Source organism: Olsenella sp. An290 (assembly GCF_002159535.1).
Taxonomy (GTDB): Bacteria; Actinomycetota; Coriobacteriia; order Coriobacteriales; family Atopobiaceae; genus Thermophilibacter.
In genome coordinates this window covers 98,092-117,045 of sequence record NZ_NFIU01000003.1, presented here as the reverse complement: position 1 = coordinate 117,045, position 18,954 = coordinate 98,092, and the positions used below count along the sequence as shown (strand labels likewise).

The 18,954-nt window shown below is 66.4% G+C and carries 14 protein-coding genes; 3 read left to right on the top strand and 11 right to left on the bottom strand.

All coding sequences use genetic code 11. The annotated features are described in order from the left end of the window. Positions 1-22 precede the first annotated feature (22 nt). Both B5F84_RS03260 and B5F84_RS03255 read right to left on the bottom strand, forming a co-directional pair. On the bottom strand, positions 23-3,175 hold the full coding sequence (locus B5F84_RS03260; RefSeq protein ID WP_204205488.1) for a helicase-related protein: 3,153 nt from the start codon (positions 3,173-3,175) through the stop codon (positions 23-25). A gap of 385 nt (positions 3,176-3,560) precedes the next feature. Then, complete coding sequence (locus B5F84_RS03255) at positions 3,561-3,770, bottom strand: hypothetical protein (RefSeq protein WP_075280357.1); 210 nt, start codon at positions 3,768-3,770, stop codon at positions 3,561-3,563. A 332-nt stretch (positions 3,771-4,102) separates the two neighbouring features. Between B5F84_RS03255 and B5F84_RS03250 the strand changes: the two genes are divergently transcribed. After that, on the top strand, positions 4,103-5,176 hold the full coding sequence (locus tag B5F84_RS03250) for a M20/M25/M40 family metallo-hydrolase (RefSeq protein WP_087320736.1): 1,074 nt from the start codon (positions 4,103-4,105) through the stop codon (positions 5,174-5,176). 307 nt (positions 5,177-5,483) lie between these two features. On the opposite strand, the gene B5F84_RS03245 is transcribed toward B5F84_RS03250, so the two are convergent. The 3 genes from B5F84_RS03245 to B5F84_RS03235 all read right to left on the bottom strand — a co-directional run bounded on the left by B5F84_RS03245 (position 5,484) and on the right by B5F84_RS03235 (position 9,281). Beyond that, positions 5,484-6,500 carry an aspartate-semialdehyde dehydrogenase gene (locus tag B5F84_RS03245; protein ID WP_087320734.1) on the bottom strand — a complete coding sequence of 339 codons (1,017 nt, stop codon included), beginning with the start codon at positions 6,498-6,500 and terminating at the stop codon, positions 5,484-5,486. 131 nt (positions 6,501-6,631) lie between these two features. Beyond that, positions 6,632-7,963 (bottom strand): aspartate kinase, encoded by a 1,332-nt coding sequence (locus B5F84_RS03240; RefSeq protein WP_087320731.1) that lies wholly within the window; start codon positions 7,961-7,963, stop codon positions 6,632-6,634. Between the two features lie 193 nt (positions 7,964-8,156). Continuing rightward, positions 8,157-9,281 (bottom strand): homoserine dehydrogenase, encoded by a 1,125-nt coding sequence (locus B5F84_RS03235; protein ID WP_087320727.1) that lies wholly within the window; start codon positions 9,279-9,281, stop codon positions 8,157-8,159. Positions 9,282-9,383: 102 nt separating this feature from the next. Here B5F84_RS03235 and thrC point away from each other — a divergent pair, with 102 nt between their 5' ends. Together thrC and thrB are read left to right on the top strand one after the other, a co-directional pair. Further along, positions 9,384-10,868, top strand: a complete 1,485-nt coding sequence (thrC, locus tag B5F84_RS03230) for a threonine synthase (protein WP_087320724.1) — start codon at positions 9,384-9,386, stop codon at positions 10,866-10,868. After that, positions 10,847-11,773 (top strand): homoserine kinase, encoded by a 927-nt coding sequence (gene thrB, locus B5F84_RS03225; RefSeq protein WP_239378217.1) that lies wholly within the window; start codon positions 10,847-10,849, stop codon positions 11,771-11,773. Before thrC ends, thrB begins: the two co-directional genes overlap by 22 nt. Before the next feature lie 390 nt (positions 11,774-12,163). Here the strand turns inward: thrB and B5F84_RS03220 are convergent, their stop codons facing one another. The 6 genes from B5F84_RS03220 to B5F84_RS03195 form a co-directional block, all read right to left on the bottom strand. Then, positions 12,164-13,240, bottom strand: coding sequence for a hypothetical protein (locus tag B5F84_RS03220; RefSeq protein WP_087320719.1), 1,077 nt, complete (start codon positions 13,238-13,240; stop codon positions 12,164-12,166). Between the two features lie 713 nt (positions 13,241-13,953). Then, entirely contained in the window at positions 13,954-14,664 is a 711-nt protein-coding gene (locus tag B5F84_RS03215) for an ABC transporter ATP-binding protein (RefSeq protein ID WP_087320716.1), read from the bottom strand. Further along, positions 14,665-15,516, bottom strand: a complete 852-nt coding sequence (locus tag B5F84_RS03210) for an ABC transporter ATP-binding protein (RefSeq protein WP_087320713.1) — start codon at positions 15,514-15,516, stop codon at positions 14,665-14,667. After that, entirely contained in the window at positions 15,506-16,648 is a 1,143-nt protein-coding gene (locus B5F84_RS03205) for a branched-chain amino acid ABC transporter permease (RefSeq protein WP_239378215.1), read from the bottom strand. The genes B5F84_RS03210 and B5F84_RS03205 overlap by 11 nt, the downstream gene beginning before the upstream one ends. 26 nt (positions 16,649-16,674) lie before the next feature. Continuing rightward, on the bottom strand, positions 16,675-17,547 hold the full coding sequence (locus B5F84_RS03200; protein WP_087320897.1) for a branched-chain amino acid ABC transporter permease: 873 nt from the start codon (positions 17,545-17,547) through the stop codon (positions 16,675-16,677). A 122-nt stretch (positions 17,548-17,669) separates the two neighbouring features. After that, positions 17,670-18,863: an ABC transporter substrate-binding protein gene (locus tag B5F84_RS03195; protein WP_087320708.1), complete on the bottom strand. Its 1,194-nt coding sequence runs from the start codon at positions 18,861-18,863 to the stop codon at positions 17,670-17,672. Positions 18,864-18,954: the final 91 nt, after the last annotated feature.

Sequence of the window (18,954 nt, the reverse complement as noted above, 5' to 3'; positions counted from 1 at the left end):
GACGAGCACCGTGCTCGGCAGATTAAGCACGAGGCCTCACCACCAGGAAGCAGACAAGCTCGAAGTCGTCGAGTCCCGCCACGTCGTTTTCGAGGAAACTCGTGGTGCCGCCGGAGAAGAAGCTGTCGAGGTCGGCCTCGGCCTTCTCCTCCACGATCGACTCGATGGCGCTGCGCAACAGGCCCGAGGCGACGTGCATGTCTCGCCCGTTCTTCGTGGCCTTGTTGTAGGCACGGCAGAGCACCGAATCGGGTTCAGACTTGCCTTTGCACAGGCGTCGCATGGCGTCGAGAGACTCTTTGGGATCGAGGTAGCCATGCACGACCTCGCCCTCGTCGCTCACATACACCAGGTAGAACGGGTGAATCTGGTTGCGCGTCTTGGCGTCGAGCTCCTGGTTCACGTTGCGGAGCACGAAGATGATGCCCGGTGTGTCACCCTCCACCACGGCATCGATGCCCGTGGGGACGCGATCGATGTCCGGATTCTCCTGGTGGTAGGAGACCAGATCCATACGGAAGTCGTTGAGGCCAAGGTCGGTGATGGAGACGCCGCCCGAGACGTCCTCGAGGTCCACGACCTCGTGCTTCATCTGCTCGAGCTGTCGGCGACGATACTCTAGGTCACCTTTTTCGTCCTCGTTGATATAGTCATCATCACCTGTCGACGCCAAGACGAGGGCGCGATTCTTATTCTCGATGCGCGTCTTGAGGTTTAGGTAGTTATCCAAATCCTCATCAGGCCAGAAGTTGACGAGCTGAATGACATCATTCTTGGAACCGATGCGGTCCACGCGGCCGAAGCGCTGGACGATGCGCACCGGGTTCCAATGGATGTCGTAGTTCACGAGGTAGTCGCAGTCCTGGAGGTTCTGGCCCTCGGAGATGCAGTCCGTGGCGATGAGGATGTCGATGTCCTTGCCGCGCAGACGCGGGTAGACCTTGTCGCGGTCCTTGGAGACGGGCGAGAAGCAGGTGAGGATCTCGGAAAGGTCACCGCGGACGCCGTCAACGTTGGTCTTGCCGCCACCCGATCCCGTGACCTCTGCGACTCCCAGTCCCAGCTCGCGAGATGCGAACTCAGAGACGTTCTCATAGAGGTAGTTCGCGGTGTCAGCGAAGGCGGTGAAGACGATGACCTTCTTGTTGCCCGGGTTGATGGGGTTCTCGACCTTCTCGGCAATGAGCCGTTCGAGACGCAGGAGTTTGTCATCGTGCTCGGCATCGATGCCGCGAATCATCTCGAGCAGGCCCTCAATCGTCTGAGCGTCATCCCGGACGTCCTTCTCCCAGCTTTTCCAATCGAGGTCGCGAAGATCGAACTGCGTTTTGCCGCCCACGGAGAAGTCCATGAAGTCGGCATCCTCGTAGTCGAGGTCAAAACCGTCACCAAAAGAGGAAGCGTCCACTTTCGACGTGACAGCTCCCTCAGCCTTGAACACCTCAATGGTGTTGAGGCACTGGTTCATGACCGAGAAGACGCGCTCAAGCGTGAGCCTGAACGACGAGATAGAGCTTTCGAGACGCTTGAGCAGATTGGCTGCCATGAGCTTGCGGACACCCGTCTCGCGACCGCTCGTGGTGAGGTTGCCGTTCTTGTCCTCATACTTTCCTCGAGCCGACGGCAGCAGATAATGCGAAGGGATGTAAACCGCAAGCGTGAGACGGTCAAGCGAGTTGGCAATCTCGCTGTACGTAATACTGTTGGGCAGCGTCGACAGCTTGGGATAAATGGAGACGGGGTCGTTGCGACGCGGGAACGGTCCGATGGCACTCACGTCGTAGTAGCGCTGGATATGCTTGCGCGAACGAGCAACCGTCACCTGGTCGAGGACCTTGAAGAAGTCGAAGTCGAGCGAGTCGGTGAGCGCCTCAGTGCTGCGCTCCTCGGCGGGAAGTTTGGACCAGACCGTGAAGGCGCCCTGGGCACTCTTAAACACGTCCTCGATGTTGGAAGAGAGCCCCAGCTTCTCCGACCACCCAGCCGGATCTCCCTGATAGGCAAGCCTCAGCTGGTTGCGCAGGTCCCGGAAGCGGTTGTTGACGGGGGTCGCGGAGAGCATGAGCACCTTGGTGGGGACTCCGCCGCGAATGACGTGGTTGATCAGACGCTGATAGCGGTTCTCGGTACCACCCGTCCCGTCGTCCCTTGCCGCGGTTGCTGTGTCTTCGCCGTTGCGGAAGTTGTGAGACTCGTCGATGACGACGAGGTCATATCCGCCCCAGTTGATTGTCTCCAAGTCCATGCCTGTGACGGTCTTGCCCCGCTTGCGCGAGAGGTCGGTGTGATAGAGCACGTCATAGCGGAGACGATCGCTGGCTATGGGATTGTTGACCTGGTTGTTGCGGTACATCGTCCAGTTGTCCGAAAGCTTCTTGGGACAAAGGACGAGCACGTTTCGATTGAGCGACTCGTAGTACTTGATGACAGCGAGCGCCGTGAACGTCTTGCCAAGACCTACGCTGTCGGCAAGGATGCAGCCATCGTAGGTCTGGAGCTTGTTGATGATGGCAAGAACCGCATCTTTCTGAAAATCATAGAGAAGGTTCCATATAGTGCTTTCGCGGAAACCCGTTCCTTCCTTGGGCAGATTGTCCACTGAGACGTCATCAAGGAACTCGTGAAAGATTCGATAGAGCGCCGCATAGTAGATAAGCTCGGGCGCGTTCTCCCGATACATTGCCTGAATGTTGTCCACGACTGTATCGGTGACGTCTTCGAGCCCCCCGTTTTTCCATGCCTGATCGAACATGGCAAGGAACTGTCGGGACGTCGAGGTGTCAAGACGTGACACGCCCGTCACGGTGGGATGATCGCCCACCCCAAGCTCTCCCACCGTAAAGCGCTGGAAGGGCATGTAGGTAGACGCGTCTCCTTTTCCGCTCACAGTCAGAGCGGGCGCTACAGGTGCCTGACCGGCTGTTGCGGACCTGAAACGAGCCTTCTCCCTAATCCAGCTCGCACATTCCGACGCAACGGCTTTCTGGGTAAGCTCGTTGCGGAGCTTGATCTCGAACTCTGTGCCGTAGAGCCCCTGCTCACGCGAAAGGCGCGGGATGTAGAACTCGCGCTGCTCCTTCTTGGCGCGCTCCTTGGCAAAGGTCGGCTCGGTGTATATGAACCGAAACTCGTCGAGCGACTCAAGCTGCTCGCGAAGCTCGTTGAATGCGTACATCGAGAACACCGATGCCGCTACGGAGACGGTATCCCCTTCACTGATGACCTTGACGAGGTCATCTTTGAGAATGCTGGTCTTGTTGTCGAAGAAGGCGTTGTCCATCCGTTACGCCACCCCCTCGGAGCGGCATAGCGGGACATGCGGGACTAGACTGGCGCTCCTACTCGGAGAACCCCCCCCCGAACGTTTTTCTCGACCGTAAGCAGGATCATCTGTTAGCTCCCATACCGCACAGCGTTGCCGGAACCCTGAAAACTACGTATCGGGACCGGACAGCAATTGTCAACATTATCCATCATAACGAGAACGCGAGCGGTTGCGCACGCTCTCCTCCGCGGACGGTCCCGCCGTGCAAAGGGGACAGGCACTTTTGCACAGCCCCTCAGTCCTCGACCTCGATCTCCCCCACGATGCGCCGGATGCGCGCCGGCAGCGTGTCGTAGCGCTGCCCGTAGAGCTCGAGCAGCCTCTCCACGCGCCTTCGGTCCACCGGCGCGCGCCGGCTCTCGCGCAGCAGCGCCTCAGCCTCGCTGGCGAGCTCCTCCTCCGCGAGGCTCCCCCACGCGGCCCAGCCGGGCATGCCAGCGCTCATCGAGCCTCCGTTCTTCTCGCCTCGCAACAGTCAACACGAGTCAATCCTATATTCCCGAGGCATTCTCGAACCCCCGTCAGCGGCAAACTCGAGAGCAAGGTTCGAGGCCGACGAGATGACCTCCTCAATGTGAGCGAGCCCCTCCCCGAGAAGCCGGACCGGCCGTCCCCCCAGAGCTATTCGCCGCATTCCGCGCACACCCCGGCGGAGGGGCTGCGCCAGATTATACTGTGGGGGCACAGTCGGAGACGACGGCCCTCGCTGGCCCGCCGCCCGACGTGGAAAAGCGTGCAAAAGTGCCTGTCCCCTTTGCACCCGACGAAAGGACTCCTATGGACGTCAGCAACGACGAGCTCGTGGCGCTTCTCGGCGCGCTCTCCAACGCGAAGGCGCCGTCCGGATTTGAAGACGAGACGCTCGCCGTGGCGCGCGCGTTCTGCGAGGGCTGGGCCACGTTCAAGGAGAACACGCTGCGCGACGGCCTCATCACGCCGAAGAACTTCACCGGCGATAAGCCCGTCCTCATGCTGGACGCCCACGGAGACGAGGTGGGCGGCATGGTCAAGGCCGTGCTCTCCAACGGCACGATGAGCTTCGTCGAGCTGGGCCGCTTCACGCCGGGGACGCTTGCCGGCCAGGGCGTGTGGGTGCGCGCGACCGACGGATCGTGGGTGCGCGGCGTGGTGGGCGTGAAGCCGCCGCACTTCCTGAGCGAGGCCGAGCGCGCCTCGGGAAGGACCGCCCTCATCCTGGACGTGGGCGCGCGCTCGTACGAGGAGGCGGTCAACGCGTTCCACATGGGCATGGGCGAGCCAATCGTGCCGGACACGGCGTTTTCCTTCGACGCGGCGCGCGGAGTGGCCCTTGGCAAGGCGTTCGACTGCCGCGCGGGCGTCTGCGCGATGCTGCTCGCCCTGCGAGAGCTCTCACGCCGCGACGACCTGCCCGTCGACGTGGTGGGCTCCATCTCCGCGCAGGAGGAGGTCGGCGAGCGCGGGGTGGCCGCGGCCGCGCGGCACTTCTCGCCCGACGTGGCGTTCCTCTTTGAGGGCTGCCCTGCGGACGACACGTTCTGCACGCCCGACGAGGTGCAGGCCGCGCTGGGCCGGGGCCCGATGTTTCGCTACTTCGACCGCTGCATGATCACGCACCCGCGCTACCAGCGCTTCGTTCTTGGCGTGGCGTTCGAGGCGGGGATTGCCGCGCAGACCTCCGTGCGCGAGGGCGGCGGCACCGACGGCGGGCCCTTGCACCAGCTCGACGTCCCCTGCGTGGTGGCGGGCGTGCCGTGCCGCTACGTGCACGCCGGGACGGCTATCTGCCGCGTCGACGACGTGCGCGCCGCGGCCGAGGTGGCCGTCGCCGTGGCGGAGCGCCTCACGTCCGAGGTGCTGGCGAGCTTCTAGCGGCTCCGGGGGTGCCGCGCTCGCCTCATGTGGGCTTTAGCGGGGCTTGGCAGAGCCTGGACGTCTTCGCGAAGAACGCGTAAGCTCGGATTTCCGAAACCGCGGGTTACGCGTGCAAAAGATGAAACTTTCGCATGCGCATTCTCGAAAAACCGTGCAAATTTACCCCAAATCCCGAGCTACGCATCCAGAGGGGAATGCGTAGCTCGGGATTGCTGCAAAACGCTCGTTACGCATGCCGGAAAGCGGCACGGAATCGCGCGCGGAGCCCGGACGCTGACCGTGCGGCACCGGCGCGGGAAGGCCCCTACACCAGATACTCCGCGATCTGTACGGCGTTGGTCGCCGCGCCCTTGCGAATCTGGTCGCCGCAGCACCAGAACGTGAGCGCAGAGACGCCCTCCGGCGCGGAGAGGTCGCGGCGCAGGCGGCCGACCCAGATGAGGTCCTGGTCGGACGTCTCGAGCGGCATCGGATAGCGGCTCTCCGCCGGCTCGTCCACCACGCGCACGCCCGGCGCGGCCTCAAGCAGCGCGCGCGCCTCCTCCACGGAGATCGGCCGCTCGAACTCGGCCGTGATGGACTCGGAGTGAGAGCGCACCACCGGCACGCGGACGCACGTGCAGTTCACGCGGAGCTCGGGCAGGTGCATGATCTTGCGGCCCTCGTTGAGCATCTTGAGCTCCTCGGAAGTGTAGCCCTCGTCCTTGAAGCCGCCGATCTGCGGAATGAGGTTCTCGGCGAGCTGGTACTGGAAGGGCGCCGTCTCCCCCACCGACTCGCCCGCCGCCACGCACCCGATCTCGCGCACGAGCTCGTCGAGGCCCGGCTTGCCGGCGCCCGAGGCGGCCTGGTAGGTGGACACCACCAGACGCGTGAGGCCCGCCGCCTGGTGGAGCGGCCACACCGGCACCAGACCGATGATCGTGGCGCAGTTGGGGTTGGCGATGATGCCGTGGTGGCCGGCGATGTCAGCGGCGTTGATCTCCGGCACGACGAGCGGCACGTCGGGGTCCATGCGAAAGGCATGGGAGTTGTCAACGCACACGGCGCCGCGGCGCACGGCCTCCGGGAGAAGCGCGCGGGCCGTGGCGTCGTCGGCCGCGCCGAGCACGATGTCAACGCCCTCGAAGGCGTCGGGCTCGGCCAGCCGCACGGGGACGTCCTCGCCGCGGAAGCTCACGGTGCGGCCGGCGGAGACCGAGCGCGCGCTCGCAAGCGGCACGAGGCGCGAAACCGGGAAGTCGCGCTCCTCGAGGCACTGGAGCATCTGCTGGCCCACCACGCCGGTGGCGCCGAGGATGGCTACGTTCTTCTCGCTCATTGCGGTTCCTTTCTGCTGGGTGGGCGTAGGGGGCGTGCAAAGGGGCTGCGGGGCGTGCAAAGGGGACAGTCACTTTTGCACGGTATGCGCGTGCAAAAGTGACTGTCCCCTTTGCACGCCCCCCTTGCACGTTAGCTTGTGGTGACCATCTCGTCGCGGACGAAGCGGTCGTAGATAACCTGAACGGCGTGGTCGAAGTCCTCGTTGTTCACGCCCATAATGATCGAGATCTCCTGGGAGCTCTGCGTGATCATGCGGATGTTGATGCCGGCCTCGCCGAGCGCGCCGAAGATCTTGCCGGAGGTGCCGCTTCGCTTGGACATGTTGCGGCCCACCACGGACAGCAGCGCGAGCTTGTCGACCATCGAGATGTCGTCGGGCTCCAGCTCGCGGCGGATGTCGGCGACAATCGAGTAGATGGAGTCGCGGACGTCCGCGCCGTTGACCACCACGGAGAAGGAGTCGACGCCCGTGGGGATGTGCTCCACGGAGACCCCGTAGCGCTCGAAGATCGAGAGCGCGCGGCGCACAAAGCCGACCTCGCCGGACATGTGGGCCTTCTTGATGTGGATGGAGATGAAGTCGCGCTTGCCGGCGATGCCGGTGATGAGGTGCTCGTCCTCGCCGAGGCGCGCCTTCTCGCGGATGATCGTGCCCACGTCCTCGGGACGGTTGGTGTTCTTGATCTGGATGGGGATGTTGACCTCGCGAACGGGGAAGATGGCCTCCTCCTGCAGGACCGAGGCGCCCATGTAGGAGAGCTCGCGCATCTCGTCGAAGGTGATGCGGCGGATGGAGCGCGGGTTCTCCACGATGCGCGGGTCGGCCGAGAGGAAGCCCGAGACGTCGGTCCAGTTCTCGTAGAGGCCGGCGTCGATGCAGCGGGCCAGGATGGCGCCCGTGATGTCGCCGCCGCCGCGCTGGAAGAGCTTGATCTGGCCGTCCACCGTGGCGCCGTAGAAGCCCGGCAGCACGAAGCAGCCCTTGCGCACCATGACGTCCTTGAGACGCGCCGCGGTGCGCTCCATGTCCACGTTGCCGTCATGGTGGAAGACCACGACGTCGGCCGCGTCGACGAAGGGCAGCCCCAGGTACTCGGCCATGAGGTGCGCCGTGAACCACTCGCCCCGCGCGACGATGTACTCGGGAGAGTGCTTCTTGATGTTCCTGGCGAAGGTCGCGAAGCGCTCGCGCACGGGCCACGAAAGGCCGAGCTCCTCGGCGATGTCGACGAAGCGCTGCTCGATGTCGGCGAGAAGGGCGGTGCAGTCCACGTGATACTGGATGTGCGCGTTCACAAGGAGCAGCAGGTCGGTGATCTTGTTGTCGCCGTCGAAGCGCTTGCCGGCGGCCGAGACCACCACGAAACGGCGGTCGGGGTCCGACTCCACGATGGCCTTCACCTTGCGGAACTGCTCGGCGGAGGCCACCGAGGACCCGCCGAACTTGGCGATCTTGATCATGCGTCTCCTGCCTTCCCCGGGTCGGGCCCGGAACGTGGTTGCTGCTGCGGGCGGCGGGCGCCCGGCACCGGGCCGGGACGTCGTCGCCTCGCGGTCCCGGGCCGCCCGGACCGCGCGCCGCCCCTCGTGAGGTCGATCACTTCGCCTTTGTCACGACGGGCGGGCTTCGTGACAAAGTGCCCCGTCCCCTCCGTCAGGAGAGGGCCGCCATGAAGGTGCCGGGGTCGACGGCCGCCGCCTCGTCGAGCAGGGCCCGTGCGGCCACGGCCGTGAGGTCGCGCACCACCACGGCGCCCGGGGCGAAGGGCTCCGCGCCGGGGAGCTCGGCGGCGGTGCGGAACACGTAGTCTGCCCGCAGGAGCTCCGGGTCCCAGACGAGCCCGCGCGAGAAGTCGTAGACGGGCCGGCGCGCGCCCGAGGCGCAGTCGAGCACGTCCTGGACGATCGCGTTGCCCGTGGGGAGGCTGCCGGCGCCCTGGCCGTAGAACTTGAGCTCGCCGACCGTCGTGGCGTCGAGCGTGACGAGGTTGAAGTTGCCGGGCACGTTGGCATCGAGCGAGTCAACGGGCACGGCCACGGGCTCGACGGCGGCGGCGTAGCGCCCGTCTCGGCAGACGCCGCGGCCGAGGAGCTTCACGGTGCGGCCGCGCTCGGCAAAGAGGTCGAGGTCCGCCTTGGTGAGGGCTCGGATGCCCGTCACCGGGAGGTTCTTCTCGCACGCGACGTCAAAGGCCACGGAGGCCGAGATGATGGTCTTGTTGGCCACGTCAATGCCGTCGATGTCGGCGGAGGGGTCGCGCTCGGCGTAGCCAAGGCGCTGGGCCTCGGCGAGCACGTCGGCGAACTCGGCCCCCTCGCGGCGCATGGCGTCCACGATGTAGTTGGTGGTCCCGTTCATGATGCCCGAGAAGGACGTGACCTCGTCGACGCGCCGGGCCTTCTCGAGCGAGGCGATCCAGGGGATGCCGCCGCCGACCGCGGCCTCGAGGTAGAGCGAGGCGCCGGAGGCCTCCGAGGCGGCCGCGAACTCGCCGAAGTGGGCCGCGACCACGGCTTTGTTGGATGTGACCACGTGCTTGCCCGCGGCAAGGGCTGACATGATGAAGGTGTGCGCGGGCTCGACGCCGCCCATGCACTCCACCACGAGCTCGATCGAGGGGTCGGAGACGATCTCGTCGTAGCTGGCCGTCATACGGGGGTCGGTGAGGCGGTCCGGGAGCTCGAGGATGCGCGCGACCTCGACGCCGGGCACGCGCTCGGCGATGATCTGGTCAACGCCGCGTCCCACCGTGCCAAAGCCGAGAAGGGCGATCTTCATGGGGGTCCAATCTTTCGAATGTGTATCGGGCGTGCGGCGCGGGCGCGCCCTGCGGCTATGATACTTGCAGCAAGCACGGGTACCTCGACGCAAGGAGCCACAGTGAACCCGTTCTACCACAGCACGCGCTCAGGCGAGAATTCCGTAACAAGCAAGCAAGCTATCCTCACCGGCATCGCGCCCGACGGCGGGCTTTTCGTCTCCGACGCGCTCGGCGAGAAGAAGCTCCCCCTCGAGGCCGTCTGCGGGCAGGGCTTCCACGAGACGGCCCGCATGGTGCTCGGGACGCTGCTGCCCGACTACACCCCCGACGAGCTCGCCGACTGCGTGGCGGCCGCCTATGGCCCCCAGTGGGACAGCGAGGCCGTGTGCCCCGTCACCCCCCTCGGCACCGACTGGCTCCTCGAGCTCTACCACGGCCCCACCTGCGCCTTCAAGGACGTGGCGCTCCAGATGCTCCCGCAGCTCATGAGCGTCGCGCGCGCCGGGGACGGCCGGCAGATCATGATCGTCACCGCCACCTCCGGCGACACGGGCAAGGCCGCGCTCGACGGCTTCTCGGAAGTCGAGGGCTGCGGTGTCACCGTCTTCTACCCGGCCGGCAAGGTCTCCGACGTGCAGCGGCTCCAGATGGTGACGCAGCTCGGCGGCAACGTGGCCGTGTGCGCGGTGCGCGGCACCTTCGACGACTGCCAGGGCGAGGTCAAGCGCATCTTCGCCGACCGCGCCCTCGCTGAGCGCCTGGAGGGACGGGGCGTGGTGCTCTCGAGCGCCAACTCCATCAACGTGGGCCGCCTCGCGCCGCAGGTCACCTACTACTTCGACGCCTACGCGCAGCTCGTGCGCCGCCACGCCGTCCGCCCGGGTGACGAGGTCACCTTCTGCGTGCCCACGGGCAACTTCGGCGACGTGCTCGCCGGCTACTTCGCCAAGCGCATGGGCCTGCCGGTGCGCCGCCTCGTCGTGGCCTCCAACGCCAACGACGTGCTCACCGACTTCCTCACCACCGGCATCTACGACCGCCGGCGCGACTTCCACAAGACGATCTCGCCCTCCATGGACATTCTCGTCTCGTCCAACCTGGAGCGCCTGCTCTACTACGCCTCCGACGGGGACTGCGAGCTCGTGGCCTCCCTCATGGCCGACCTCGCCGAGAAGGGCGTCTACACGGTGCCCGACGCGGTGATGGACGAGATCCGCTCCACCTTTGCGTGCGGGCGCGCCGACGACGCGGCCACGCGCGCCGCGATCCGCTCCACATGGGAGGAGCTCGACGTGCTCATAGACCCGCACACGGCGGTCGCCAAGCACGTGCTCGACGCGATCCCCGCCGACGGGACCGAGCGCGTCTGCCTCTCCACGGCGAGCCCCTACAAGTTCTCCTCCGACGTGCTCGCAGCGCTCGGCACAGTGACCGACGGGATGAACGGCTTCGCGTGCATGGACGCCCTCGAGCACCTCACGGGAACCGCGGCGCCTCGCCAGCTCTCCGAGCTGCGCGCGGGCACCGTCCTTCACGACGACGAGTGCGACCGCGAGCGCATGGGCGCCTTCGTGGAGTCCGCGTGCGCGAGGGTCTTCCTGTGACCGGCGTCGAGGGGCTCGACCGGCGCACGGTCATCGTCCGCGTGCCGGCGACGAGCGCCAACGTGGGCGTGGGCTTTGACTGCCTCGGCGTGGCGCTCGACCTCACGGCGACCTTCCTCCTGAGCCCGTCCGACCGGCTCGAGATCGAGGGCTGCGAGGAGCGCTTCCGCGGCGAGGACAACCTCGTCTGGCAGAGCTACCTCGCCGCGTGCGAGAAGATCGGCACGAGGGCGGTGCCGCTTCGCATTGCGATCCTCTCCCCCATCCCGCTCTCGGGCGGCCTGGGGTCGAGCTCCGCGTGCGTGATCGCCGGCATCGGCGCCGCGATGGCGCTCTCTCCGGAGGGCTTCGACCGCGAGCGCGCCCTCAAGATCGCGGTGACGCTCGAGGGGCACCCGGACAACGTGGCGCCTGCGCTCCTGGGAGGGCTCGTGAGCTCGTTCGTCGACGGGGACGTCACCACCTCGACCCGCATGGACGTGGCGAGCTCCCTGCGCTTTGTCGCCGTGGCGCCCCCCTACGAGGTCAGGACCGCCGACGCCCGGCGCGTCCTGCCCGAAACCGTCACGCGCGAGACCGCGGTCTGGCAGATGGGCCGCTGCGTGGCCGTGGTGCGCGCCTTCGAGACCGGGGACGCCACGCTGCTCGCCGCCGCCTGCCACGACCGGCTCCACGAGCCCTACCGCTCCCAGCTGATTCCCGACTACGAGCCGCTCCGCACGACCGCGCTCGAGGCGGGCGCCAGTGCGTTCGTGATCTCCGGCTCCGGGTCCACGATGCTCGCGATCGCGGACGGCGACGAGGTCGCGCGCCGCGTCGCCGACGCCCTCACGGCCGCACGGCCGAGCTTCTGGCTCCGCACCCTGCCCGCCAACACCCTCGGGACCACCGTCGAGGTGCAGTAGCGCGGGACGGGGCGGCGTCGGCCCGAGGTTCTTCTCGGCCTGAGGTTCTTCTCGTCCCGCGGCGGTGCCGACCCGCAGGCGAGCCCTCTCCCGGACCCCGTGTCGAAACTGGGTGGTGTTCTTGATGCGTCACGCTCGCTGACATCAAGAACACCACCCAATCTCGTTCGATTTAGCGCGAAACGAGCACGTTTGAGCAAAAACGATCACCAAAGCGCACCACCATATCAAACGTACCACCCAGTTTCGAAAGAGGGAGAGCCAGGCCCGCTCATCATCCTACACGCGAGTCCACCAGGCACCCAGCCTTGCAGCTTCCCGGCGGCACGGGATGGGGCGCTGGTATCCAAGGCCCCCGGCCGACCTGCCGTGCCGTCGCCATGACCTCCCTCAGCTCAGGCGCTCGATCTCTCCCGGGCCCAGCTCTGCAAGCAGGCCATTCCTGAAGCGCAGCTGCCGCGTCCGAACGCTCGCGTCAGGCGGCTCCCACCGAACCCCCAGCGCACGGGAAAGCGTCACGGCAACCTCCTCCATGAGCTCCTGGCTGGAGAGCATCGCCCGATTGGCCTGCACGAGCGTCCACCCGTCCGCGACGAGCACGTTTCCCTTGCGAAGGTCTACGGTCTGGCGCGAGCGAATCTTGTGCTGCCATCCCTGGTACTCAAAGGCCACCCTTCGCCCCGCCCAGCTTGCATCGCAGACGAAGGAGTCGATCCCAAAGATCCGCGCCACCTCGCTCGAGAGCGGCACCGCGCGGTTGAGGCAACCGGGCGGCAGGCCAAAGCCGCCGCGGTCTCGTGGCAGCGCGAGCACCATCGAAGCGATCGCCTCCTCCGGTGAGGCCGCCCCGTCGAGCACCTGGCCCAGCGCGCGGCGCACGCGCTTGACGCCCGGGGGCATCCCCTGGCCCCGGGCCGCGCGCAGCCGCTCGAGACGTTCGAGGTAGCGCCCCATCCGTCCCGTCGACGTGAGCTTCGGGCAGCTGCAGAACCCCTCCGCGCCACGCGCGTAGTAGCCGCAGAGCTCATAGCCGTACGCCAGGAGCCCGTCGTCGGACAGCGTGCGCGCAAGCTGCACAAAGGTGAGCTCGGGCGACGCGAGCAACGTTCCGTCCGGCATCCGGCAGAACGACCCGGGAGGATATGAGCCGCTCGTGAGGTGCATCGTCGCGCCGGTCGCGACGTGCCGGCCGGCCTGCTCCGAGACGCAGGCGTCCAGGCGCCCTCCAAGCTCTGGGTGCTGCCCGAGCAGCTCGGACACCTCATGCGCGACCACCCTCGCCGGGGCTGCGGACACCCGAGTCCGTGCGGGAAGGGCGCTCATGTCCAGGCCCTCCCCACTGTCAAAGAGCAGGCGAACGAGCAGGGGCGGAGCGTCGTCCGCACGATTGTCTCGCGCCACGTCATGTCCGATCTTTCGCCAGAGCGCCCGAGCGCTCTCAAACCCGATGCACGTTCCCGCGCCCATGGAACCTCCCGCGACGGCCCTCTCGGTCGGCACATCATAGGCGCTTTCTCAAGATGGTGCAGACGGGGCCATCTGCAAGATTCATGCTAGTCAGACGCTTGCTTTTTGAGATGTGACCGTGCTCTTACAGATGGCTGTCGTTTTATGTTTGATTTACTTGGAGGTCATCTGTTGCGCCTGGGCGGCTGGAGCCGTGCTCAAGGGGGTCCTTGCAGGCAGGACCTCACGCGCAGCCGCATCGACTCAGAGTGCCTCACAGCATGGACGGTTTTGTGTGGTTGCACTCCCCCGTGCGGCGAGCATCGTCAAAACGGGGCCCTCGATCACGATATTGGGTGGTAGGTTTGATGACTGCCCGCCCTACAATGCCGCCAGGCACACAGAACCGCACCAGAAGCGTCGCGAGCGGCCGGAATCTGCTCGAAATTGGGTAGGGACTTTTATCAAGACTCAGCGTCATATCAAAATGCCTACCCAATACCGCAACAGGAGGCGCCACAACGGGAAACGCCGCGGCGGCGGCACCGCAACAGGAGACGTTGCGGCGCCGTCATAAGCGACCAAGGCGAGAAGAACGCGCGCCGCGGCCCGGGCGGCCGGGCGCGGCAGGAGCGCCCGCGCGCAAGGCCGGCCCCCACCCCGCGCCAAACGTAACGGCGGCGGGCCCGGGAGGAGGGGCCCGCCGCCGCGGCGAGGTGACGTGCGCAGGGGCGCTACCCGCCGAGGTAGGCCTTCCGCACGTCATCGTCAACGAGGAGCTCGGCGCCGGTGCCGGTCTTCTTGATCGTGCCGATCTCGAGCACATAGGCGCGGTCGGCCACGGAAAGCGCCATGTTGGCGTTCTGCTCCACGAGCAAAATCGTGGTCCCGGCCTCGTTCAGCTGCTTGACGATGTCAAAGATCTCCTGCACCAGGATCGGCGCGAGGCCCATCGACGGCTCGTCGAGCATGAGCAGGCGCGGACGGCTCATGAGGGCGCGCCCCATGGCCAGCATCTGCTGCTCGCCGCCGGAGAGCGTGCCCGCCACCTGCCCGCGGCGCTCCTTCAGGCGCGGGAAGTGCTCGAAGATCATCTCGAGGGTCTCGCGGTTCTCCGCGTCGGTGCGCGTGTAGCCGCCCATCTCGAGGTTCTCCGCCACGCTCATCTGCGTGAAGACGCGCCGCCCCTCGGGGCAGAGGGCAAGCCCGCGCTTCAGGACCTTGTGCGCGGGCACGCCCACGAGCGAGTCGCCGCCAAACTCGACGGAGCCGGAGTCGGGCCTGATGAGGCCCGCCACGGTGTTGAGCGTGGTGGACTTGCCGGCGCCGTTGGCGCCGATGAGGGTCACGATCTCGCCCTCGTTGATGTCAAAGGAGACGCCGCGCACGGCCTTGATGGCCCCGTAGGAGACGTGCAGGTCACGTACGGAAAGCAGAGACGCCATCTACCTCACCTCCTGCTTGCCGAGATAGGCCTCGATGACGCGCGGGTCGTTCTGGATCTGCTCGGGCGTGCCCTTGGCGATGATCTTGCCGTAGTCCAGCACGCCCACGACCTCGCACACGCCCATGACGAGCGACATGTCGTGCTCGATGAGCAGGATGGCGATCTGGAGCTCGTCGCGGATCTTGAGGATGTTCTCCATGAGCTCCTCGGTCTCGGCGGGGTTCATGCCGGCCGCGGGCTCGTCGAGCAGCAGCACCTTGGGGCCGGTCGCCAGCGCGCGCAGGATCTCGAGGCGCCTCTGGGCGCCGTAGGGCAGGTTGCCGGCGAGCGTGTCCGCGTAGCGACGCATGTCAAAGATGTCGAGCAGCTCGAGGGCGCGCTCGCGGTACTCGGCCTCCTGGCGCCAGTGGCTCGGGAGGCGCAGCATGTCGGCGATAAGGTGGGTCCTCATGGTGTTGCCAAAGCCCACGAGCACGTTCTCCTCCACCGTCATCTTGGAGAAGAGGCGGATGTTCTGGAACGTGCGCGCGATGCCCATGCGGTTGACCTCGGCCACGGACTTGCCGGCCGTGTCGTAGCCGTCCACGAGCACGGTACCGCGCGTGGGCTGGTAGACGTTGGTGAGTAGGTTGAAGATCGTGGTCTTGCCGGCGCCGTTGGGACCGATGAGGCCGGAGATCTCCGTGCGCCCCATGGCGATGTTGAAGTCGTCGACGGCGGTGAGGCCGCCAAAGTCGATGCCCAGGTGCTCGGCCTGCAGCACGGGGATCGTGCCAAGGTCGCGCTCGGGGATGAGGTTGGGCGTCTCAACCTGGACGAGAACGGGGCGGTGCCGCTTCCTATCGGCCATCGTCGCCCACCTCCTTTCCGGCGTCCGCACGCGCGGCTCGGCGCGTCCACGGGAAGTCGCGGTTCATGACGCGCTCGATCACGCGGGAGAGCGAGAAGTCGTAGGAGCCGAGAAGCCCCTGCGGGCGGAAGATCATCACGAGGATGAGCACCACGGCGTAGGCGATCATGCGGTACTCGGAGAACGCGCGCAGCGCCTCGGGCAGGATCGTGAGGACCGTGGCGGAGAGCGCAGATCCCAGCATGGAGCCCATGCCGCCCAGAACCACCATGACCAGGATCTCGATCGACTTCATGAAACCGAAGTAGGCCGGCTGGAGCACGCCGATGCAGCCCGCGTAGAGGCCGCCCGCCACGCCCGCGAAGAACGCCGAGACCACAAAGGCGAGCGTCTTGTAGTAGGTGGTGTTGACGCCCGTTGCCTCGGCCGCGATCTCGTTGTCGCGGATGGCCAGGATCGCGCGGCCGTGGCGCGACTTCATCATGGTGTGCGTGAGGAAGCACACGAGCGCCACGCACCCAAAGACGAGCAGGAAGCTCGAGTAGCTCGGGATGCCCGTGAGGCCGGCCGCGCCGCCCGTGAGCTCGATGCCGAGGACGCCGTCGATGTTGAGCATCACCACGCGGATGATCTCGGCGAAGGCGAGCGTGATGATGGCAAGGTAGTCGCCCTTGAGGCGAAGGGCCGGGATGCCGATGATGAGGCCCGCAACCGCGGCGCAGATGCCTCCCACGATAAGACCGCCCAGCACGAGCGCGGCCGTCACCGGGGTGCCCGTAACGAAGTCGCGCGCCCCCACGCCGAGTGCCTCGCTCATGTGGATGACAAAGATCGAGCAGCCATAGGCGCCCACGGACATGAAGCCCGCGTGCCCCAGCGGCAGCTGGCCCAGGTAGCCGGTCGCAATGTTGAGCGACACGGCCAGGATGATGTAGATGCCCACCTGCTCGAGCACCGTGGACTGATAGCGCGTGATGGCGCCGCCGTCGATCATGAGCTCGCCCACCACAAGGATGACGAGCACCAGGACGGCGTTGATCGCATAGCGCACGGGCATGGGCAGCGTGCGGCGCGCGTCCGGGGCGCCCTGGCCGCGGCCGCCCGCAGAGATGATGGGGCGCTTCTCGGTCATGAGTTCCTCCTCCATGCTCGCACCCCCTAGACCTTCTCGCTCATCGTGCGGCCGAAGATGCCGGTGGGCCGCACCACGAGGACGATGATGAGCAGCAGGAAGACCACAGCGTCCTTCCAGACGGAGAGCCCAAGCGCCGTCACGACCATCTCGGCAAAGCCGACGATGAGGCCGCCCACCACGGCGCCCGGGATCGACCCGATGCCGCCCAGGACCGCGGCGACGAAGGCCTTGGTGCCCAGCATCATGCCCATCGTGGGCGACGCCTGCGTGTAGGCCATGGCGTAGAGCACGGCACCGATGCCGGCGAGCGCCGAGCCCACCGCAAAGGTGAAGGAGATCGTGGAGTTGACGTTGATGCCCATAAGGCGCGCGGCGCCCATGTCCTCGGAGACGGCACGCATGGCCTTGCCGAGCTTGCTCTTCTGCACGAGGAGCGTGAGCGCCACCGTGGCGACGATGGTCACAAGGACCGTGGCCACGGCCGGGAAGGAGAGCGAGAGGCCCCCCAGCTGGATGGTCTGAAGGTCCGTGAAGGCGGGCACGCGCTTGGCGTCGGCGCCAAAGACGAGCTGCGCGCCGTTCTCAAGGAAGTACGAGACGCCGATGGCCGTGATGAGGATCGACAGGCGGGGCGCGTTTCTCAGCGGCGCGTAGGCCACCTTGTCAATGAGCACGCCCACGAGCGTACACGCCGCCACCGAGAGCAGCACCGCGACCACGGGGCTGAGCCCGAGCTGCGCCATGACGAGCCACGAGACGTAGGCGCCCACCATGATGATGTCGCCGTGCGCAAAGTTGAGCAGCAAGATGATGCCGTACACCATCGTGTAGCCCAGTGCGACGAGCGCGTAGATGCTGCCCAGCTGCAGGCCGTTGAGCATCTGCGACAGGAACATGTCCACGGGTGACACTTCCTCTCAGCGAATCAGGGCGAGAAGAACCTCCTCTCGCCTCCCTACCGGAAAGGGGCATCGGGCGCGCGCCCGATGCCCCGGGAGGATGGCCCTCTGTGCGACGGCTAGGCCTCGATGATGTCGAAGGTCTTCTCGGAGCCGTCCTCGGCGAAGGTGAGGATAAGGGAGGACTTGACCGGGTCGCCGGTGCCGTCATAGGAGATGGTGCCCGTGACGCCCTCGACGGTGGCCGAGGCGATGCCGTCGATCACGGCCTGCTTGTAGTCCTCGGAGCCCGCCTCGAGCCCGGCCTCCTCGGCGGCCGTGAGGCCCGCGGCCACGGTCATGGCCGCATCGTAGCCAAGCGCGCAGAAGTTGGTCGGCGCCTCGCCGTAGGCCTCCTGGTAGTCCTCGGTGAAGGCCTTGGAGACCTCGGTCTCGTTGGAGACGGAGAAGGCGCAGCAGTAGTAGCAGTCGTGGAGGTCGGCGGCGTCGGCGTAGTTCTCGGGGCCGCCGTAGATGCCCGACCAGCCGTCGACCCCAAGGAAGACCTTGTCGTAGCCCTGCTGGCGCGCCTGGGTCACGATCATGCCGTCCTCCTGGTAGTAGTTGGGCAGCAGGATGGCGTCGGGGTTGGTGGCGATGATGGCGGTGAGCTGGGTGTTGAAGTCCACGTCACCGTCAGAGTAGGACTGCTGGGAGGTGATGGTGATGCCCTTGGCCTCGGCCTCCTCGCAGAAGGCGGCGTTGACGCCCTCGTTGTAGTCGTCTCCGGTCTTGTAGAGGGTGGCGACGTTCTTGTAGCCCTGCTCCGCCGCGAAGTCGGCCATGACCACGCCCTGGACGGGGTCGGTCACGCAGGTGCGGAAGGTGTTGTCGCCAAAGGTCACGACGTCGGCCGCGGTGGCGGACGGCGTCACGCAGGGCATGTTGTCGGCGACGGACGCCTTGGCCACGGCGATCGAGGGGACGGTGAGGACGGCGCCCACGATGGCGGTCACGCCGTCGTTCTGGACGAGGCTGTTGTAGGCGTTGACGGCCTCGGTGGCGTCGCCCTTGTCGTCGTAGACGAAGGTCGTGACCTGCTTGCCGTTGATGCCGCCGTCGGCGTTCAGCTGGTCAAAGTAGAGCTGCGCGCCGTTCTTGCAGGCGAGGCCGTACGACGAGTTGTCGCCGGTGTGCGGGCCGAGGATGCCCACCTTGATCTCGGTGGCGTCGCCGCCCTCGGTGCCGCCGTTGCCGCAGCCCGCAAGGCCAAGCCCGGCCATCGCAAGAGCGGAGGCCTGCAGGAACTGGCGCCTGGAAACGTTTTCACACATGATTGACTCCTCCCGTCGCTCCCTGTGAAGCGAAAAAGCGTGAGTCCACCCTACGCTCGTCTCGCCGCACCCTTGGCGATGTGGAGGATTT